This is a genomic window from Pseudomonas sp. xss_2 (assembly GCF_043104195.1).
GTDB classification, from domain to species: domain Bacteria; phylum Pseudomonadota; class Gammaproteobacteria; order Pseudomonadales; family Pseudomonadaceae; genus Aquipseudomonas; species Aquipseudomonas urmiensis.
This window is the reverse complement of sequence record NZ_JBICKL010000058.1, coordinates 1-19007: the sequence shown is the minus strand read 5'-3', so window position 1 is coordinate 19007 and position 19007 is coordinate 1. Positions and strand designations below refer to the sequence as shown.

Here is a 19007-nt window from a genome sequence, read left to right as displayed (position 1 = left end):
AGAGCGAAAAATAATGAAAAAAATGTTTTTGCTAGGATGTGCCGGTCGTGGCGTTCAACCGTCATCCATCAACAAACCAGTCTCTGATCTGGAACTGCCGGTCATGGAGCAATTTCGTCTGCAGAAAGAATCGGGGATATGGGATTTTGTCGATCGTATTCCAGTGGGCACCGTAGAGCTCGAGGAGTATATCAAGGCTAGTCAGACGTATTCGTTGCCGGTTTATAGCGGGAGTTGGACGTACACGTTAGGTGCGGATGAGAAGCGCATACGAGAAAATATTGATCAAACCCTTGCCGTCGGAGCCAAATACCATAACTTGATGGTGTGGGCTAAACACGCAGATGGGCACTACATTACCGATGAAGAGGTTGCTGTCTCGTACCTCAATGCGTTTGAGTACGCGGAGAAGCGGGGCGTTATCATTACGTACGAAAACCATGTAGACATGTGGTCTGAGGATCCTCGTCGCGTCTCCAAGGTTGCTAATATAGTCGAACGCCACGGTATACCATTCAATATCTGTATGGATTACAGCCACTGCATTTTCAAAGTGGAGAATGAGGTTGAGATCGCGGTAGCTCAGCTACGAGGTGATGCTGACGGCACCCGTCGCCTTGACCCTTTCAACGACGACAGCTATGCAGACGAGTGGCTTTCTCGTAACACGGTGCATTGGGCGCAGGTTCGACCGGCTGCTCCAAATGGGCCGCGCAACTGGTGGGCCGGCGAAACTGGCCCATGGGATGGGCTGGGTTACGACCGTCCTGGTCGCTCCATCCAGTACCCATTCAGTAATCCAGAAGCCGGTGAGTGGCACACCGATTTTTGGCACGCTCACAAGCTGGCTCCAACCAAAGAACTGATTCGCAAAGTTATTGACAGTTATATCACGGAAGAGAACTCCAGCCTTCGTTTGATGACGATCGACAACATCAACCTTGCCGCCTATGGCACCGGCTGGAAGTACGACATGTTTGCTGACAGTTGCCTGGTCGCTCAATTTGTTCGTGAGCTTTACGCCGAACGCATGGCTGTTCATTTGGCTAAGAAGGAACAGGGCGCTGAGTTTGTAGGTCAGTATCGCAACAAGGTATGAGTTACCTATGCCTTAGTGTTCCACTAAGGCGTAAGTGACCCCCTTAATCGTTAAGCTTGAGAATTGTGCGGCGTTGGGTGGTGCGGGCCTGATGCAATTCTCAAGCCCCATCTGGTATACCAGATGGGTAATGTGAGAAACCAGAGGTAATCAGAATGTCTGCTGATGAAGTGATTTTCAATGATTGGCACCCTGTCGCCGCGCTGGACGATGTAGGTCTGGACACGCGCTACCGCTGCCGACTGCTCGGTCGCACCGTAAGTTATGTGAAAAGTGAAAAAGGGGTAACGGCGCTTTGGGAGCAGGGCCAGGAGGAGGTTTCCCACATCAGCGCTCAAGAAATCTATGGCGTGCTGTGGCTGTCCTTCGCCCAGAATCCTCCAGCCATTTTTGAGATCCCTGAATTTAACGAACCGGATCGCCGGATTGTCAGTGCAGGTTCAGTTCGTGTGAACGTATCCGGTCTGCGCGCCATCGAAAATTTCCTTGATATGGCGCACTTCCCGTTCGTGCACACCGACATTCTCGGCGCGGAACCCCTGACTGAGGTCGAGCCGTACAATGTTCACTTCGACGAAGAGAAGGATGAGATTTTCGCAACCGAGTGCCGATTCCCTCAACCGAAAGGCGCTGCAACTGCAGTTGAGCCGATCGACATGCAATACATCTATCGCATTACGCGTCCTTACTCCGCGATTCTGTACAAAACCTGCCCGCCACAACCGGAGCGCTGGGATGCTTTGGGTTTATTCATCCAGCCGGTGGATGAGGACTGGTGCATCGCGCACACCATCATGTGTTACGTGGACGAAGTGAACTCTGATCAACAGCTTCGACACTTCCAACAGACCATCTTCGGTCAGGACTTGATGATCTTGATCAATCAGGTGCCTAAGCGCCTCCCACTGGCTGCCAGCCGTGAGAGCCCTGTTCGGGCCGATGTACTGGCGACCGCCTATCGCCGCTGGATGCGTGAAAAGGGTGTGCAGTACGGAACCCTGCGGGACTGAATAAAAAGAACTTATAAGAGGTATGTGCCGTGAACAAAGTTGATTTGAATCAGTGGTATCCCATCGCTACGCCAGAAGATCTGCCCAAGCGCCACGTATTTCATGCCACCTTGATGGCCCAGGAGTTGGCAATTTGGCGTGATGACAATGGGGTGGTGAATGTTTGGGAGAACCGCTGCCCTCACCGTGGCCTGCGTTTGACCTTGGGTGCCAATACCGGTAGTGAGCTTCGCTGCCAATACCATGGCTGGACTTATGAGACCGGGACGGGCGGATGCACGTTTGTACCGGCACACCGTGATGCGACCGAACCAAGTAAGGCTCGCGTGAACACATTCCCCGCACGTGAGAAGCATGGCCTGATTTGGACATCGCTTGGCCAGCCGGAGGGTGAGCCAATCTCCATCCTCGATGACGCTCAACTGGTCAATGCAGTCAAAACCAACCTTCACAGCACTGTGATCGCTTCGGATGTCGATTGTGTAATTAGCGTCCTGCGAGCAAACCTTTCTGCATTCGTTGATGTCTTCGGGGTCGATCACGTTGACGACTTGCATCTCAAAACCATGCAGCAAGATCGCGCCATCCTGGTATCCAGGACTGGTTCATTAGCAATTCACCTGTATCTTCAGCGCGCTACAGTCACCAAGACTCTCTTCCATGCGCAAGCGCTCACCTCTGGCCGTATAGGTTATGAGCTGCAGAAAAACTTTGCATTTGCCATGAACTCGATTCGCCGGTCGGCAGAGTCGGAAGCGTCTCAGCTCATTAGCATAAAGGACATCAGCGACCACACCACCGAGGAGGTTGAAGCCGTCATGGAGAATTTGACCAAAGCGCCTCCTTCGCAATACATCTGTGAAGTGGTGACCCGTACACAAGAAACCGGTGACATCAATTCGTATTGGCTCAAGCCTATCGGTCACCCTATGCCAGCATTTGCGGCAGGTATGCACATCAGCATCACCACGCCAGAAGGCTGCATCCGGCAATACTCGTTGGTGAACGCGCCTGGTGAGCAAGAGTCCTTCATCATCGGTGTGAAGAATGAGCTGCAATCTCGTGGCGGCTCCAAGTCGATGCATGAACAAGTCAAGGTCGGCACGCAGCTGAAAGTGACGCTGCCGCGAAATGGCTTCCCATTCGTGCAGACGGGTAAGCGCCCGATCCTGGTAGCTGGCGGTATCGGCATCACACCAATCTTGTGTATGGCTCAAGCGCTGAGTCAGCAAGGTACGCCTTTCGAGATTCACTACTTCGCACGTGGTGCAGAACACGTTCCGTTCCAGGATCGTTTGACCGCGCTGGGTGAAAGTCTGAATCTCCATTTTGGCCTTGGGCCTGAAGAAACCAAGGCAAAATTGTCCGAGATTCTCGTCGAGCATGAGCCAGGGAGTGTTGACATCTATACCTGTGGCCCTCAGCCGATGATCGAAACAGTCTCTGCGGTTGCATTGGCGAGCGGTGTTTCTGAAGATTCAATTCGTTTCGAGTTCTTCAGCAAGAAAAATGATGCGCCTGTTTCCGGCGAAACATATGAAGTCGAGCTCAGTAAAACGGGTCAGAGCTTCTTCGTGCCGTCTGGTTCAACGCTTTTGCAGGCGTGCTTGGACAATAATGTTCAAATTGAAGCCTCATGTGAACAGGGCGTTTGCGGCACCTGTATAACGGCGGTGATTTCCGGCGATATTGAACACCACGATACCTACCTTTCCAAAAAAGAGAGGGAGAGTGGGAAGTGGATTATGCCGTGTGTATCACGCTGCAAATCCCCAAAAATTGTTCTCGACCTGTGAGGGCTATACCGTGATTAAACTCTATGATTATGAGCTTTCCGGAAACTGCTACAAGGTGAGACTGTTCTTGTCGATCTTGAAGCTGGAATATCAAACTGAGCCTGTGGAGTTTTACCCGTCGCGCGAACATAAGTCTGAAGATTTCCTAAAAATCAACCCGCTGGGGCAACTGCCGGCGTTGAAGGATGGTGAACTGATCTTGCGCGATGCTCAGGCCATTCTGGTCTACCTCGCTACTCAGTACGACAAGACTGGCTACTGGTATCCCACTGCTCGGCCAGATCTGATGGCAGACGTTCAGATGTGGATGGCCTTCGCCGATAGCTTGACCAGCACGATTTCTGCTGCCCGGCTACATGATCTTTTCTTCTTCGAGTTTGATGTCCAGGCGTGCCGTCTGAGGGCGCGCGATCTGCTGAGGATTTTGGACGAACACCTCTGGTTCAGGGACCTGAAAGGGTTACAGTACATTTGCAACTCTCTGCACCCAACCATCGCAGACATCGCATGCTTCCCCTATATTGCCTTGGCCGACGAGGGAGGTGTGTCGCTTGAAGACTACCCAGCAGTTCGCCGCTGGGTAGATCGAGTGAAGCGCTTGCCCGGTTTCACTGTCATGTCTGGCGTATTCCCCACTTCTGCAGCTTTCGAAAACACTGCGCAGCGCGTAAGCGCTTAAGTCTCGATTCGGGGTGCCTGGAATTTACCTCGCACCTTATGGGATTTTCCATCAATTTTAAAGGTGGGTCATATCAATGAGTGTTATCCAGATTTCATCGCAGCGCAGTTTTGACGGATATTACAAACGCTTCAAGCATAACTCTGAAACACTTGGGTGCGAAATGACGTTTGGCGTCTATCTCCCACCGAATATTGAAAGCAAGGGTGGAGTACCGGTGCTGTACTGGTTGTCAGGCTTGACGTGTACCGACGAGAATTTCATGCAAAAAGCGGGTGCGCATCGGCTTGCCGCGGAATTGGGCATTATGATCGTTGCACCTGATACAAGTCCACGTGGTGAGCATGTTCCTGACGATGCTCAAAAAGCTTGGGACTTCGGGCTCGGTGCAGGATTCTACATCAACGCTACGCAGGAGCCTTGGTCGCACAACTATCAGATGCATGATTATATCGCTGACGAGCTTCCAGCTATCATCGCAGAAAACTTCATGGTAACGGAAAGGCGTGCAATCAGCGGTCACTCAATGGGGGGGCACGGTGCACTGGTCTGTGCTTTTCGCAACCCAGGACGATACGTGTCTGTCTCTGCATTTTCCCCTATTACCAATCCGATGATGAGCCCCTGGGGGCAAAAAGCATTCGGCTTGATGCTCGGTGACAACACACAAAAGTGGCGTGACTGGGATGCCTGTGAACTCATGTCTACATTGACTGAGCGTCTACCTCTCTTAGTGGATCAAGGCGCTGATGATGAATTTATTCATAATCAGTTGAAGCCGGGGAACCTCTCTACGGCGGCAGCGCAGTCCGGTCACGCGGCCAATATTCGCGTTCATCATGGTTACGATCATAGCTATTATTTTGTGGCTTCTTTCATTGACGATCATCTGCGGCATCATGCGAAGGCACTTCTCGGCCAAGATGGTTAACGGGCGGGCAATTGAAACTGCGGGTTGTGCTTGATTCGGAGGATGATATGCATTCTATGGAGCAACAAATATTTTCGGGTGAGATATTCGAAAAAGTACGAAGCTCGTCCTTGTTGAAAGACAAATCACTGCTGGCTAACGGTACTTTTAGCTTGGTGTTTGAGGGTAGTACTCCAGCCTCTATTTACCATCTGGCACTCGATAACGCAGGTCACGATTTTTCGATGAAAGCCAAGCGCTATTCAATAGATGGTGTTAGAAAAATTTTCAGGGACTTCGGAGCCATTGCAATTTATCAACATGATCCGTTCTACCCGGATTATCTTTGGCTGGCAGAGCTGGAGGTGTTGAATCCATTAGTCAGCTCGCCAGCAGCGCACCACGAGGTTCAAGATGTCTTGCGGTGCCTTACCGGTAGACCAGAAGGTAAGATATATTCGACGTTTACCGGTAAGTGTGAACTGCTTTCTAACCTGAATCGAACGCCTATATATGCCAGAACGGCGCGATGTGTTCAGGCGTTGCGCAAGCTTATGTTGAAGTATGTGACAAGCTCGTCTTGTGATTTTGACCTGCGGATTGAAAATTTCATGATTCGCCCCTACACGGGAGAAGTGGTGTTGAATGGGCCGATTAACTGGATTTGTGACGTGGAGCCGGAGCATCATTTGAGACTTTCTCAAGTGGATGTTTTTATTGAAGGTGACACAACTTTTCGTAGTTCTGCTCAGATTTTGCATTTTGACCGGGTTAGAATGGGTAGGTGACGCTTTAGGTTTATGTGGTGGGTTGACCTTTTGCAATAATAATGCGCTATTGGGTCACTTGGCCGAGTGTTGAGCATGTCATGTGAGGATTTTGCCTTGTTGATAGGTATTCCAAAAGAAACCTGTGTCGGTGAAGCCCGCGTTGCCGCCTCAATTGAGACTATTAAGCGATATATATCGCAGGGGCATCAGGTCATCGTCGAAGCCGGAGCCGGTATACGAGCCGCTATCCACGATAGCTCGTTAAGTGCCGCAGGAGCTTCTCTGGGTACTATCTCGGACGCTTTTGGAGCTGAGATCATTTTGAAGGTGAATGCGCCCAGTGACGATGAGCTCAAGTTGATCAATCCGGGCAGTATTCTGCTAGGCATGCTTAATCCATTCGACAGCGAACTGATCGGCAAGATGGCCGAACGCGGGGTTACCGCTTTCGCCCTGGAAGCCACGCCCCGCACCTCACGGGCACAAAGCCTGGATGTGCTGTCGTCGCAGGCCAACATTGCCGGTTACAAGGCCGTGTTGCTGGCCGCCCACCACTACCCACGCTTCATGCCCATGCTGATGACCGCCGCCGGTACCGTCAAAGCCGCGCGCGTGCTGATCCTCGGGGCCGGCGTTGCCGGCCTGCAGGCCATTGCCACGGCCAAGCGCCTGGGTGCAGTGATCGAGGCGTCCGACGTACGCCCGGCGGTAAAGGAGCAGATCGAGTCGCTGGGCGCCAAGTTCATCGACGTGCCCTACGAGACCGATGAGGAGCGTGAATGCGCCGAAGGCGTCGGCGGCTATGCCCGGCCGATGCCGGCCAGCTGGATGCAACGCCAGGCTGAGGCGGTACACGAACGCGCCAGGCAGGCGGACATCGTCATCACCACCGCATTGATCCCTGGCCGCAAGGCACCGACCTTGCTCAGCGCCGAAACCGTGGCGCAGATGAAGCCTGGCTCGGTGGTCATCGACCTGGCGGCAGCCCAGGGCGGCAACTGCCCACTGACCGTCGCCGACCAGGTGGTGCGGCAAAACGGCGTGATCATCGTCGGCCCGACCAACCTGCCGGCTCAACTGGGCGCTGACGCCTCGGCGCTGTATGCGCGCAACCTGCTGGACTTCATGACGCTGCTGTTCGACAAGGACGGCGCGCTGGTCATCAACCTCGAAGACGACATCGTCGCCGCGTGCCTGATGTGCCGCGACGGCCAAATCGTGCGCAAGAACGACTAAAGGAGCACGACAATGGAAGACATGCTGATTTCCCATGGCATCTACAACCTGATCATCTTCGTGCTGGCCATCTATGTGGGTTACCACGTGGTGTGGAACGTCACACCGGCGCTGCACACCCCGCTGATGGCGGTTACCAACGCCATTTCGGCAATCGTCATCGTCGGCGCCATGCTGGCGGCAGCGCTGACCGTGACCCCGGCCGGCAAGCTGATGGGCACCCTGGCGGTAGCCCTGGCGGCGGTCAACGTGTTCGGTGGCTTCCTGGTCACCCGCCGCATGCTTGAGATGTTCAAGAAGAAAACCAAGAACGAGGCGCAGAAGTAAGCATGAGCATGAATCTGGTAACGCTCCTCTACCTCGTCGCCTCGGTGTGCTTCATCCAGGCGCTCAAGGGCCTGTCGCACCCGACCACCTCGCGGCGCGGCAACCTGTTCGGCATGATCGGCATGGGGCTCGCGATCCTCACCACAGTTGGCCTCATATATAAGCTCGGCGCGCTCTCCGTTGGTAACGGCGGTGCCACCGCCGGTATCGGCTACGTCATCGTCGGCCTGCTGGTCGGCGGCACCGCCGGTTCGATCATGGCCAAGCGCGTCGAGATGACCAAGATGCCGGAACTGGTCGCCTTCATGCACAGCATGATCGGCCTGGCCGCGGTGTTCATCGCCATCGCTGCCGTGCTGGAGCCACAGTCGATGGGCATCGTTGCCGCTATCAGCGACCCGATCCCTACCGGCAACCGCCTGGAACTGTTCCTTGGCGCGGCCATCGGTGCCATTACCTTCTCCGGTTCGGTGATCGCCTTCGGCAAACTGTCGGGCAAGTACAAGTTCCGCCTGTTCCAAGGCGCACCGGTACAGTTCGCCGGCCAGCACAAGCTGAACCTGATCCTGGGCCTGACCACCATCGCCCTGGGCCTGCTGTTCACCTTCACCGGCCACTACAGTGCCTTCACCCTGATGCTGGTCCTAGCCTTCATCATGGGCGTGCTGATCATTATTCCGATCGGTGGTGCCGACATGCCGGTGGTGGTGTCGATGCTTAACAGCTATTCGGGCTGGGCAGCGGCCGGTATCGGCTTCTCGCTGAACAACTCGATGCTGATCATCGCCGGCTCTCTGGTCGGCTCCTCCGGTGCGATCCTCTCGTACATCATGTGCAAGGCGATGAACCGTTCGTTCTTCAACGTCATCCTCGGTGGCTTTGGCGGCGATGTCGATGTCGGCGCGGCCCAAGGTTCGAAAGAACAACGCCCGGTGAAGTCCGGTTCGGCCGACGACGCCACCTTCCTGCTGAGCAACGCCGACACCGTGATCATCGTCCCGGGCTACGGCCTGGCGGTGGCCCGTGCCCAGCACGCGCTGAAGGAGCTGACCGAAAAGCTGACCCACAACGGTGTGACCGTGAAGTACGCGATCCACCCGGTGGCAGGGCGCATGCCCGGGCACATGAACGTGCTGCTGGCCGAAGCCGAAGTGCCGTACGACCAGGTGTTCGAGATGGAAGACATCAACGCCGAGTTCGGCCAGGCCGACGTGGTGCTGGTACTGGGCGCCAACGACGTGGTCAACCCGGCGGCGAAAAACGATCCGAAGTCGCCGATCGCCGGCATGCCGATCCTCGAGGCGTTCAAGGCCAAGACCATCATCGTCAACAAACGCTCCATGGCCAGCGGCTATGCCGGCCTGGACAACGAACTGTTCTACCTGGACAAGACCATGATGGTGTTCGGTGATGCTAAAAAGGTCGTAGAGGACATGGTTAAAGCCGTTGCATGAGCGGATGCTCCTTGCGCATTAGGCTCTGTACGAAATCCCGAAAAACTGAATCAACGCCCCTCAGAAGCTGAAACTCTCTAGGGTTTCCGGCCATCTATGGAAAGGAATTCTGTGATGGCAAAGCGTTACGAACTCTCGGACGAGGCCTGGGATGTTGTCTCCGATCTTTTCATCGAAACTCATAGCCAAAGGCGGCCGCGCCTGAGCGACCGCCTGATGCTCGATGGCGTGTTCTGGATGCTCTGCTCGGGCGCTGCGTCGCGAGATATGCCGGAGCGCTTCTGCCCATGGTCAACGGTGTATCAACGGTTTCGCGGCTAGCGAAATCAGGGGACTTTCGATCAGATGCTCAAACGCTTACACCTTCCCGGGCTGGTTTTTTGCCGATCTGGAGGAGGTTAATCGGGCGTCGGCACATCGGGCAATTCGGCATCAACGTCAACATTCAGCCTCCACCTGGCATTAAAGGATGCAGTTTGCCGTGGTTTTTGGGGGGAATGCCTGCGTTGTTGATCAGCTTATCAACGCGCCAGAGCTACTGATACCCCCGAACCAACCTGCTACATCTCGTTAGCTGCCAGGTGAGCTGTTCGCTTAGCGCATGGGTCGGGCACCTAACCCGTCAATAAGAAAAATCGATACCCGCTTAAGGATTTCATGGAGGCGGGAAGGGATCGTCCGCCTTACAGTCACCTTCGTCCATAAGTCAGATGACTCTACCGAGCGGTATGCCACCGATTCGGCCTAGTCCCTACAAAAATAAGAAGGTGGAAGCATGAGTAACGAAGCGGTCGATATCAAGGCGTGGATCGACGACCGGGCAATAGCCGGGTATCAGTGGCTCATCATGGCCCTATGCTTTTTGGTTGTTCTGTTCGATGGTTTCGATGTGGCAGTGATGGGATTTGTCGCACCATCATTGATCCAAGAGTGGGGCCTCACCCGGGCTGCTTTCGGCCCCGTCATGAGCGCCGGCATGGTGGGTCTAGCAATTGGTGCTTTGACGGCAGGCCCCTACGCAGACCGCTTGGGTCGCAAGCGGGTGCTGCTTATTGCAGTGACTGGATTCAGTGTGCTGAGTTTAGCGTGCGCTTTTGCTCGCAATCCCTATGAACTGGGTATCTTCCGTTTGCTCACAGGGATAGCGTTGGGGGCCGCGCTGCCGAATACCACCACATTGCTGTCTGAGTACTTGCCCGAGCGCAATCGCGCACTGTTTATCACCATCATGTTCACTGGCTTCAACATGGGATCGGGCCTCGGTGGCTTTCTAGCTGCTTGGCTGATCCCAGCTTATGGGTGGCATGCAGTACTGCTTGCAGGCGGCATCATGCCGTTGGCGCTGTTACCGCTTCTTTGGCTGTGGTTACCCGAGTCGGCACGATTTCTTGCTGCTCGTAATGCACCTGCGGCAGAGATCGCTAAGGTATTAAATAGGCTGGGTGGTGCGTTCACCGCAGCCACGAGATTCATCGTCAGCGAGCCTCAATTGAATCAGAAGGCACCCGTACGGATGCTCTTCGCCGGTCAATTCCGGTTTGGCACTCTTGCACTCTGGGGCACCTATTTCATGGGCTTGCTGGTGATCTACCTGACCATGGGCTGGATGCCAACGCTCTTGCGTGACAGTGGCTTGTCGATTGAGCGAGCAGCCACCATCACTGGCTTGTTCCAGATTGGCGGCACCGTCGGCGCAATTGCAGTGGGCTGGGCAATGGATCGGCGCAATCCTAACCGCGTGATTGCTGGCGCTTACGTACTGGGTGGTATGTGCATCCTTCTGTTGGGCGCCTTCAGCCTGGAGTCGAGCCTCCTAGCCGTTGGAGTAACCGCCGCTGGGTTCTTCATGAGCGGAGCACAGACAGGCCTTAACGCATTTGCGCCGGGTTACTACCCGACAGATTTTCGCGCCACGGGGGTCAGCTGGATGCTTGGTATCGGACGCTTTGGTGCGATCTTCGGCTCGCTCATTGGAGGCACAGTATTGAGCATGGGCTTCGGCGTTCCAGTGCTGTTCGCATTGTTGAGCGTACCGGCATTCGTCGCAGCTATCGCAATCCTGGCCAACGGTCATGCCCGTCGTCGACTTAACCACGCCACAGTGGCCCAGTAGCTTTTTTAGGTAAAGGAACAATTCATGGCACGCATCATTGGTGGACTCGCTGTCTCTCATACACCCACTATCGGTTTCGCGGTCGATCACGAAAAGCAGCAGGAGGCCGCGTGGGCACCCATTTTTGAGGGATTCGAGCCAATCAAGGATTGGCTCAAGGAGAAAAAGCCCGACGTCCTCTTCTACATCTTCAACGATCACTTGACGTCTTTCTTCTTCGACCATTACGGTGCATTTACCCTTGGCGTCGACGACCAATATGGGGTTGCAGACGAGGGCGGTAACCCACGAGATCTGCCAGCGGTGAATGGCCATGCAGCACTCTCCCGGCACATTGGCGAAAGCTTGGTGGCCGATGAATTCGACATGGGTTTTTTCCGTGACAAGCCGCTTGATCACGGGTTCTTTTCCCCCATGTCTGCGTTGCTTTCATGCGACGAAGGTTGGCCGCTGGAAATTGTTCCGCTACAGGTAGGCGTGTTGCAATTTCCCATTCCGAGTGCGCGTCGTTGCTACAAGCTTGGCCAGGCATTGCGCCGGGCGATTGAGAGTTATCCGGAGGATCTCAAAGTAGCTATCGTCGCCACAGGCGGGGTGTCTCACCAGGTGCATGGTGAGCGTTGTGGATTCAACAACCCTGAATGGGATGCCCAGTTCCTGGATCTGCTCATTAACGATCCGCTGCGCCTGACAGAGATGACGCTCGCCGAATTCGCCACCCTCGGTGGGATGGAGGGGGCTGAGGTAATCACTTGGTTGATCATGCGAGGCGCGCTCTCTTCCAACGTGAAGAAGCTGCATCAGGACTACTACCTGCCCTCGATGACAGGGATCGCAACGTTGCTACTGGAGAATGAGGATCGACCGGTGCCAGTCGAGGCCACAGCCCGTCACCTCAAGCACATGCGGCACCAGCTTGAGGGTATTGAAAAGCTGGAAGGTACTTACCCGTTCACACTGGAACGCAGCGCCAAGGGCTATCAGCTGAACAAATTCCTGCACCGCATGATCGAGCCTGACTGGCGTCGTCGTTTCCTTGAATCGCCAGAGGAGCTTTTCGGTGAGGCTGGGTTGAGCGCGGAGGAATGTGATCTGCTACGCCGCCGTGATTGGCGAGGGCTGATCCAGTACGGCGCCATCTTTTTCGTACTGGAGAAGCTGGCTGCGGTATTGGGAGTACCCAACCTGCAGGTGTACGCCGCGATGCGTGGGCAAAGCCTGGAGGACTTCCTCAAGACCCGTAACCAGCAGGTACTCTATTCGGTGGCCGGCAAGCCATCGCGGTGAAGCACCGAACGAGGCTGTGAGCATGCACGGTCCTGCGAAAACGACCCCCTAATTAATTCCAGTCATTTTAGTACACCTCTGTGCGTGTCCTCCACGCACAGCGGATCTTTGCACCCAAAAAACGGAAAATAATAACAATGAAACACACCGCTACCCCTCACGTCGCCTGGGTCATGGCGCTCAGCTGTGCATCACCGATGACTGTCTTGGCCTCTGACTTTCTGGAGGATGCCAGCGCGAATCTCAATCTGCGAAATTTCTACATCAACCGAAATTTTACCAATCCTTCCTACTCGCAAGGTAAGGCTGAAGAGTGGACGCAGAGCTTTATTTTGGATGCACGATCTGGTTTCACCTCGGGCGTGGTCGGCTTCGGTGTAGACGTGTTGGGCCTGTACTCAGTGAAGTTGGATGGCGGTGGCGGCACGGGTGGTACCCAGCTGCTGCCGCTGGGCAGTGACGGTCACCCTGCGGATGACTTCGGGCGCCTGGCTGTAGCGGGCAAGGTGAAAGTCGGCAAGACGCAGTTGAAAATTGGCGAGTGGATGCCGGTACTGCCGATTTTACGCTCTGACGATGGTCGATCACTGCCGCAGACGTTTCGCGGCGCGCAGGTGACATCCCAGGATATCGATGGGCTAACGCTCTACGGCGGCCAGTTCCGCGCCAACAGTCCGCGGAATGACTCGAGCATGGAAGACATGTTCATGCAGGGCAAGACGGCTTTCACGTCGGATCGTTTCAACTTCGTGGGTGGTGAGTACAGCTTCAACGAGAAGCGCACGATGGTTGGCCTGTGGGGCGCTGAACTCAAAGATATCTATCAGCAGCAGTACCTGCAAATCATACACAGCCAGCCTGTGGGTGACTGGACGCTGGGCGCGAATCTCGGGTATTTCCAAGGGAAGGAAAACGGGAGTGCCCGTGCAGGGGATTTGAACAACCGGACATACTCAGCGCTGCTGTCGGCCCGGTATGGCGGAAATACCTTCTACGTAGGCCTGCAAAAGCTCACGGGAGATGACGCCTGGATGCGGATCAACGGCACCAGTGGCGGCACGTTGGCCAACGACAGCTACAACAGCAGCTACGACAATGCCCAGGAGAAATCCTGGCAGGTACGGCACGACTTCAATTTTGTTGCTGTGGGAATACCAGGGCTGACGATCATGAACCGCTACATCAGTGGCGATAATGTGCACGCAGCCTTGGTCAGCGATGGGAAGGAATGGGGACGAGAATCGGAGTTGAGCTATACCGTGCAAAGTGGTGCTTTGAAAGATCTCAATCTCCGGTGGCGAAACTCAAGCATTCGCCGGGACTACAGCACCAATGAGTTCGATGAGAACCGCTTGATCATCTCGTATCCACTGAGCCTCTTGTAACACCACTACAGGGTTGCCTGTTCACGCGTCACTGCGCGGATCATTTCCATCAGGGCGAGCGCCGCTGGCGAGTGCAGGCAGCCGTTTCGGTATGTGAGTCCGATCGATCGTGAAGTCTGCTTCAGCTCGACAGGCAAGACACATAATTCTCCCGATGCGATTTCCTGCTCCAACTGATGCGCGGAGACCGCTGCAATCATGTCGGAGCTCAACAACAAACCTCTTATGATGGCCATGTCCGCGCTTTCAACCACGGGGCGAAGGCTCGCCATACCCAGCTCAGTAAAACAATCATCCAGCATCTGGCGAGCGGGGGAGCCGGCCCTGGGCAGTACCCACTTTGCGGTTGAAAGCGCGCTGAAGGTCAGGCTATCCGCGAAGGGGTGGTCGTGCCGGGCCACAAGAACCATTTCTTCGTACAGCAGGTTCTCTCCTGTGAGATCACTCGCGTAAGCAGCGGGGCGCAACGCACCGAAGATGAAGTCGACATCGCCGGCGCGTGACTCAGTGGCCAGCAGGTCGAAGGGGCTTTCGTTGGTGATCACCTGGACATCCGGGTGAGCGGTCATCAGACGCACGATGGCAGCCGGCAAAATCCGAGTGCGACCCAAGGGAAGGGCGCCAACATGTACTACACCCTGCAGCTGGCCTTTAATTGCCGAAATGTCGGTTTCGATGTGGCGTAGTTCATTGAGCGCACGCCGGATGGGGAACAGTATCTCGTGGCTCGCACGGGTAGGCTGAAGACCACGAGGGGTTCGTTCGAAAAGCGTTTGGCCACAACCGTTTTCCATCACCTTGAGCGTTGAGCTGATGGCTGGCTGAGTCAATCCCATGAGGGTCGCGACAGTCTGCATGTGATGAGTCTCGCAGAGGCTCACGAAAATCTGCAGCCGCTTGACTTGGAACAGGTACAAGGGCTCCACGGACTGCTTGTCAGAAGGGGCAAGGAGCCGAGGTACTGTGTTAAGTTCCGCCAGCACTCTTCGGGCGCGAGGCAGTAATCGCTCTCCGTAGCCGGTAAGACGCATACCATTGGCGTGACGCTCAAACAGAGGCGCATTCAAGCGGGCCTCCAGCTCGGAAATCGAGCGTGTAACTACTGATTGCGCTCTGTACAACGCCGATGAAGCCTTGGAGACACTGCCGAGTTCAGCGACGCGTACAAACGCCCGTACGTGCATCAAACTGGGGAGCTCTTTGGTTTCCATGGTGATAGGCACATTCAGCTTTAGGTACTCTGACTATGCAGCTCCGCTGCCAGCGTGGCAATAAGTAAAACGCATACCCCATACACCCGAACGCATTTCTGCTCAAGTCAGGCCGAATGCGAAGCTGTTCCTATCGAAATAGGAGCACTCGCAATGATCGAAACACAAAAAAACGCATTGGTTGTAAGCGCCCATTCCGCTGATTTTGTATGGCGTGCAGGTGGCGCTATCGCGCTCCATGCCCAGCAGGGTTACAACGTGCACATCGTTTGCCTGTCCTACGGCGAGCGGGGCGAGTCTGCAAAACTCTGGCGAAAAGGCGACATGAGTGAGGACAAGGTGAAAGCCGCTCGGCAGGAGGAGGCGAAGGCCGCCGCTGAAATTCTTGGAGCAACTGTTGAGTTCTTCGACATTGGGGATTATCCAATGCGGGCAGACAAGGACACATTGTTCCGCCTGGCAGACGTCTTCCGCCGCATCCAGCCAGAGTTCGTACTGAGCCACTCGCTCAAAGATCCCTACAACTACGACCACCCGCTGGCAATGAACCTGACTCAGGAAGCGAGAATCATCGCGCAGGCGGAAGGCTATCGACCGGGCGAGAAGATTGTAGGTGCACCGCCAGTATATGCCTTTGAACCGCATCAGCCCGAGCAATGTGAGTGGTGCCCAGACGTGCTCCTGGACATCACGGATGTTTGGGATAAGAAATACGCTGCGATTCAATGCATGGCCGGCCAGGAACACTTGTGGGAGTACTACACGCGTGTTGCCCTCCAGCGCGGCGTGCAAGCCAAGCGTAACGTTGGCATCACTTCCGCTCGCAACATCGTCTATGCCGAAGGCTACCAGAGCATCTTCCCACGGGTTACGGAGAATCTTGCATGAGTAGCCTCGTAGGAAAAACCGGTGTTGTTCTTCGCAATATTGAGCGGGCGGACGCGATCCTGGTGGACGAATTGGCGGCATACGGTGTTGCTACTATCCACGAATCACAAGGGCGAAAAGGGCTACTGGCTTCCTCGATCTCTCCGATCCAGCAGGGTGTCTCGGTCAGTGGATCAGCTATCACTGTCTTGGTCGCGCCTGGGGACAACTGGATGTTTCATGTTGCAGTAGAACAATGCCGTCCTGGGGATTTGCTGGTAGTTGCACCAAGCTCTCCCTGCACCGATGGCTACTTCGGTGACCTGCTGGCGACCTCGCTCAAAGCTCACGGTGTTCGTGCACTGGTGATCGATGCGGGAGTACGCGATACCCGTACCCTTCGGGAAATGGGTTTCCCAGTCTGGTCTCGGGCAGTCAGTGCTCAGGGCACAATCAAGGAGACGCTTGGGTCGGTCAATCTGCCGATCATTTGTGGCGGTCAGTTGGTCAACCCTGGTGATGTGGTTGTCGCGGACGATGACGGCGTGGTAATTGTGCGTCGTGATGAGGTCAAGCAAGTGCTGGAGGCGACGCGCCGCCGTGCCGACTTGGAAGAGCAGAAGGCGGTGCGACTGGCCAACGGCGAACTGGGTTTGGACATTTACAACATGCGTCCTCGTCTGGCTGAGAAAGGCTTACGGTACATCGACAGCCTGGATGAACTTGGAGAGTAATCATGGGCCAGACACGCATTCCTTGTTTGTTGATGCGCGGCGGCACATCAAAGGCTGCATGCTTTCTGGGGCGCGACTTGCCCGAGCAGCCTGAACTGCGTGATCAGGTACTGCTAGCAGCCATGGGGTCGCCCGACAGCCGTCAAATCGACGGGATAGGAGGGGCTGACTCGCTGACCAGCAAGGTTGCGATTATCAGCTTGTCGCAACGCCCTGACGCTGACGTTGATTACTTGTTCGCTCAGGTGGTCGTAGATGAGCCGCGTGTCGACTATGGGCAGAACTGCGGCAATGTCCTTTCTGCCGTCGGCCCTTTTTCGATCGAGCGAGGGCTGGTTGCTGCGAGGGGGGAGGTCACGGCGGTTCGCATCTACATGGAGAATACTGGGCAAATTGCGGTTGCCCACGTGCGCACACGTGACGGGGCGGTCGATTATGCCGGTGATGTCAGGATTGACGGTGTGCCAGGAACGGGGGCGCCCGTGATAATTCAGTTCCAGGACATTGCGGGCTCAAGTTGTGGAGCGTTGCTACCCACCGGCAGCCCACGTGACGAATTCGACGGAGTAGAGGTAACCTGCATCGACAATGGCATGCCGGTAGTACTGATACGGGCAGACGCGTTGGCCTGCAGCGGATACGAAAGCCCTCAGCAGCTGGACGCTGACAGTTACTTGAAAAGGCGGCTGGAGAGTATTCGCTTGCAGGCAGGACATGCTATGAACCTTGGTGACGTACACCAGCGCAATGTGCCCAAGATGTGCCTAATATCACCTGCTGTCTCTGGTGGGGCGCTCAATACTCGCACCTTCATCCCTCATCGCTGCCATACTAGCATCGGTGTTTTTGGTGCCGTCAGCGTGGCAACCGCTTGCACAATAGCGAGAACAGTTGCGTCAGATATCGCCGTCGTCCACCTTTCGGATCAAATGCGTCTATCAATCGAACATCCCACCGGGGAGTTCACCGTTGAGACATCGCTTCAGCAGGGACAGTTCGCCGGCTGTGGTTTGGTACGGACTTCGAGGCTTATATTTGACGGTGCAATTTGCATTCCGCAGTCCCTGTGGAGTAAATAATGACGCTCTCAGGCTGCGGGCGAAATTAGCCCTAGCTCCGCCAGCCCTTGCAGGCTGTCAGCTCCCAGATGAAAGCGCGGGGGCTTCTCTCCTGGAGCCTACATTTGTACAGGAGGGTATCGGCGTGGACTACGACGGCAACGGCGCACGCCTGGGTTCCTCGCGTGGTTCTGCTTGCGCGGGTGTGGGATGAAGGGCTTTTAACTGCAAAAGAATGCACGGCAAAGCCTGGCATCCTTGGGCAAGCGCATTGGGCTTTCCCAACCGGCTATGAGCGAGCGAGTTCAGAAACTCGAAGCTGCGGGTGTCATAGAGAATTACAGCGCGCAGGTAAGCTTGCGTGAGGTAGGCGCAGTGCGGCTTCGCCGCACCGCAAACGGCAACCACTCGGGCGATCGGATCCGCATTAAAAATGCGCAGACACGATCGTCCTAAATACTGGAGTTCGAGGTGTGTTCACTATCCGCTTACCCAGCCCCAGCGTATTGGCGAAGACGTCTGCGAAGGGCTGGATTGTATGCCACCGCTGGGGTGGATAGGTGTTCTAGCGGTGCCTAGCCTAAGCCTCCATCGAGTCTTAGCGCCCCAACTCATTGATCGACAATGACGTCCCCTTTCATCATGGTGGCGTGCCCGGGGAACGAACAGAAGAAAACATAGTGCTGATCGGCCTTCAGGGTACTCGTATTGAATGTCACACTTGCGGATTGCCCACCGCCTATCATTTTCGTATGAGCTATAACCCGTGGATCATCTGCCACTATGTAATCCTGCGCTGCGCCGGCGGAGAGACCCGCTGTCGCAATTGCGCTCAGGTCATCCGTTCTGCTCAGTACCCAGTTATGGCCCATGACATTGACCGGGAATTTGCCGGTATGGTTGAGCGTGACGGTGAAGGATGAACAGGATTTGGAAATGTTGAGTGTCTTCAAATTGAAGCTCATTTGATCAGTAGAATCTACCGTTGCAGCGCACTCGGCGCCAAAGGAGTAAAGCGGTGCGAGCAGAAGGCTTGCGACGGCCAGCCTGTAGATTATTGTCATGGAAAAG

Annotated in this window: 18 protein-coding genes and 1 pseudogene; 17 read left to right on the top strand and 2 right to left on the bottom strand. The window is 55.3% G+C overall.

Annotated features, from left to right (window positions below):
* The first annotated feature begins 13 nt into the window (after positions 1-13).
* From ACF8K2_RS14365 to ACF8K2_RS14305, 13 genes and pseudogenes are all read left to right on the top strand, one after another.
* Entirely contained in the window at positions 14-1099 is a 1086-nt protein-coding gene (locus ACF8K2_RS14365) for a sugar phosphate isomerase/epimerase family protein (RefSeq protein ID WP_392465425.1), read from the top strand.
* A 155-nt stretch (positions 1100-1254) separates the two neighbouring features.
* Complete coding sequence (locus ACF8K2_RS14360; RefSeq protein ID WP_392465423.1) at positions 1255-2109, top strand: aromatic ring-hydroxylating dioxygenase subunit alpha; 855 nt, start codon at positions 1255-1257, stop codon at positions 2107-2109.
* A gap of 29 nt (positions 2110-2138) precedes the next feature.
* Positions 2139-3905: a Rieske 2Fe-2S domain-containing protein gene (locus ACF8K2_RS14355; RefSeq protein ID WP_392465421.1), complete on the top strand. Its 1767-nt coding sequence runs from the start codon at positions 2139-2141 to the stop codon at positions 3903-3905.
* 10 nt (positions 3906-3915) lie between these two features.
* The gene (locus ACF8K2_RS14350; RefSeq protein ID WP_392465419.1) at positions 3916-4584 is read left to right on the top strand and encodes a glutathione S-transferase family protein; all 669 of its coding nucleotides are present in this window, start codon (positions 3916-3918) and stop codon (positions 4582-4584) included.
* A 76-nt stretch (positions 4585-4660) separates the two neighbouring features.
* The gene (gene fghA, locus ACF8K2_RS14345) at positions 4661-5515 is read left to right on the top strand and encodes an S-formylglutathione hydrolase (RefSeq protein WP_392465417.1); all 855 of its coding nucleotides are present in this window, start codon (positions 4661-4663) and stop codon (positions 5513-5515) included.
* A 47-nt stretch (positions 5516-5562) separates the two neighbouring features.
* Positions 5563-6282: a hypothetical protein gene (locus tag ACF8K2_RS14340; protein ID WP_392465415.1), complete on the top strand. Its 720-nt coding sequence runs from the start codon at positions 5563-5565 to the stop codon at positions 6280-6282.
* Between the two features lie 96 nt (positions 6283-6378).
* Positions 6379-7500 carry a Re/Si-specific NAD(P)(+) transhydrogenase subunit alpha gene (locus ACF8K2_RS14335; protein ID WP_392465413.1) on the top strand — a complete coding sequence of 374 codons (1122 nt, stop codon included), beginning with the start codon at positions 6379-6381 and terminating at the stop codon, positions 7498-7500.
* A 12-nt stretch (positions 7501-7512) separates the two neighbouring features.
* Positions 7513-7827: an NAD(P) transhydrogenase subunit alpha gene (locus tag ACF8K2_RS14330; RefSeq protein WP_003256966.1), complete on the top strand. Its 315-nt coding sequence runs from the start codon at positions 7513-7515 to the stop codon at positions 7825-7827.
* 2 nt (positions 7828-7829) lie between these two features.
* Complete coding sequence (locus ACF8K2_RS14325) at positions 7830-9281, top strand: NAD(P)(+) transhydrogenase (Re/Si-specific) subunit beta (RefSeq protein WP_392465406.1); 1452 nt, start codon at positions 7830-7832, stop codon at positions 9279-9281.
* Between the two features lie 114 nt (positions 9282-9395).
* Positions 9396-9599: pseudogene (locus tag ACF8K2_RS14320) on the top strand (transposase); the annotation flags it as partial.
* A 457-nt stretch (positions 9600-10056) separates the two neighbouring features.
* Positions 10057-11394, top strand: a complete 1338-nt coding sequence (locus tag ACF8K2_RS14315; RefSeq protein WP_392465402.1) for an MFS transporter — start codon at positions 10057-10059, stop codon at positions 11392-11394.
* A gap of 24 nt (positions 11395-11418) precedes the next feature.
* Positions 11419-12681, top strand: a complete 1263-nt coding sequence (locus ACF8K2_RS14310) for a gallate dioxygenase (protein ID WP_392465399.1) — start codon at positions 11419-11421, stop codon at positions 12679-12681.
* 137 nt (positions 12682-12818) lie between these two features.
* On the top strand, positions 12819-14066 hold the full coding sequence (locus tag ACF8K2_RS14305; protein ID WP_392465395.1) for an OprD family porin: 1248 nt from the start codon (positions 12819-12821) through the stop codon (positions 14064-14066).
* Between the two features lie 5 nt (positions 14067-14071).
* On the opposite strand, the gene ACF8K2_RS14300 is transcribed toward ACF8K2_RS14305, so the two are convergent.
* Entirely contained in the window at positions 14072-15277 is a 1206-nt protein-coding gene (locus tag ACF8K2_RS14300; RefSeq protein ID WP_392465393.1) for a LysR family transcriptional regulator, read from the bottom strand.
* Between the two features lie 153 nt (positions 15278-15430).
* Here ACF8K2_RS14300 and galB point away from each other — a divergent pair, with 153 nt between their 5' ends.
* From galB to ACF8K2_RS14280, 4 genes are all read left to right on the top strand, one after another.
* Entirely contained in the window at positions 15431-16165 is a 735-nt protein-coding gene (galB, locus tag ACF8K2_RS14295) for a 4-oxalmesaconate hydratase (RefSeq protein WP_392465391.1), read from the top strand.
* Positions 16162-16878 carry a 4-carboxy-4-hydroxy-2-oxoadipate aldolase/oxaloacetate decarboxylase gene (locus tag ACF8K2_RS14290; protein WP_392465389.1) on the top strand — a complete coding sequence of 239 codons (717 nt, stop codon included), beginning with the start codon at positions 16162-16164 and terminating at the stop codon, positions 16876-16878. Before galB ends, ACF8K2_RS14290 begins: the two co-directional genes overlap by 4 nt.
* A 2-nt stretch (positions 16879-16880) precedes the next feature.
* Complete coding sequence (locus ACF8K2_RS14285) at positions 16881-17957, top strand: 4-oxalomesaconate tautomerase (protein ID WP_392465387.1); 1077 nt, start codon at positions 16881-16883, stop codon at positions 17955-17957.
* Positions 17958-18161: 204 nt separating this feature from the next.
* Complete coding sequence (locus tag ACF8K2_RS14280) at positions 18162-18392, top strand: Lrp/AsnC family transcriptional regulator (protein WP_392465448.1); 231 nt, start codon at positions 18162-18164, stop codon at positions 18390-18392.
* A 155-nt stretch (positions 18393-18547) separates the two neighbouring features.
* Here ACF8K2_RS14280 and azu read toward each other — a convergent pair whose 3' ends face one another.
* Positions 18548-19000: an azurin gene (azu, locus tag ACF8K2_RS14275; protein WP_392465446.1), complete on the bottom strand. Its 453-nt coding sequence runs from the start codon at positions 18998-19000 to the stop codon at positions 18548-18550.
* Positions 19001-19007: the final 7 nt, after the last annotated feature.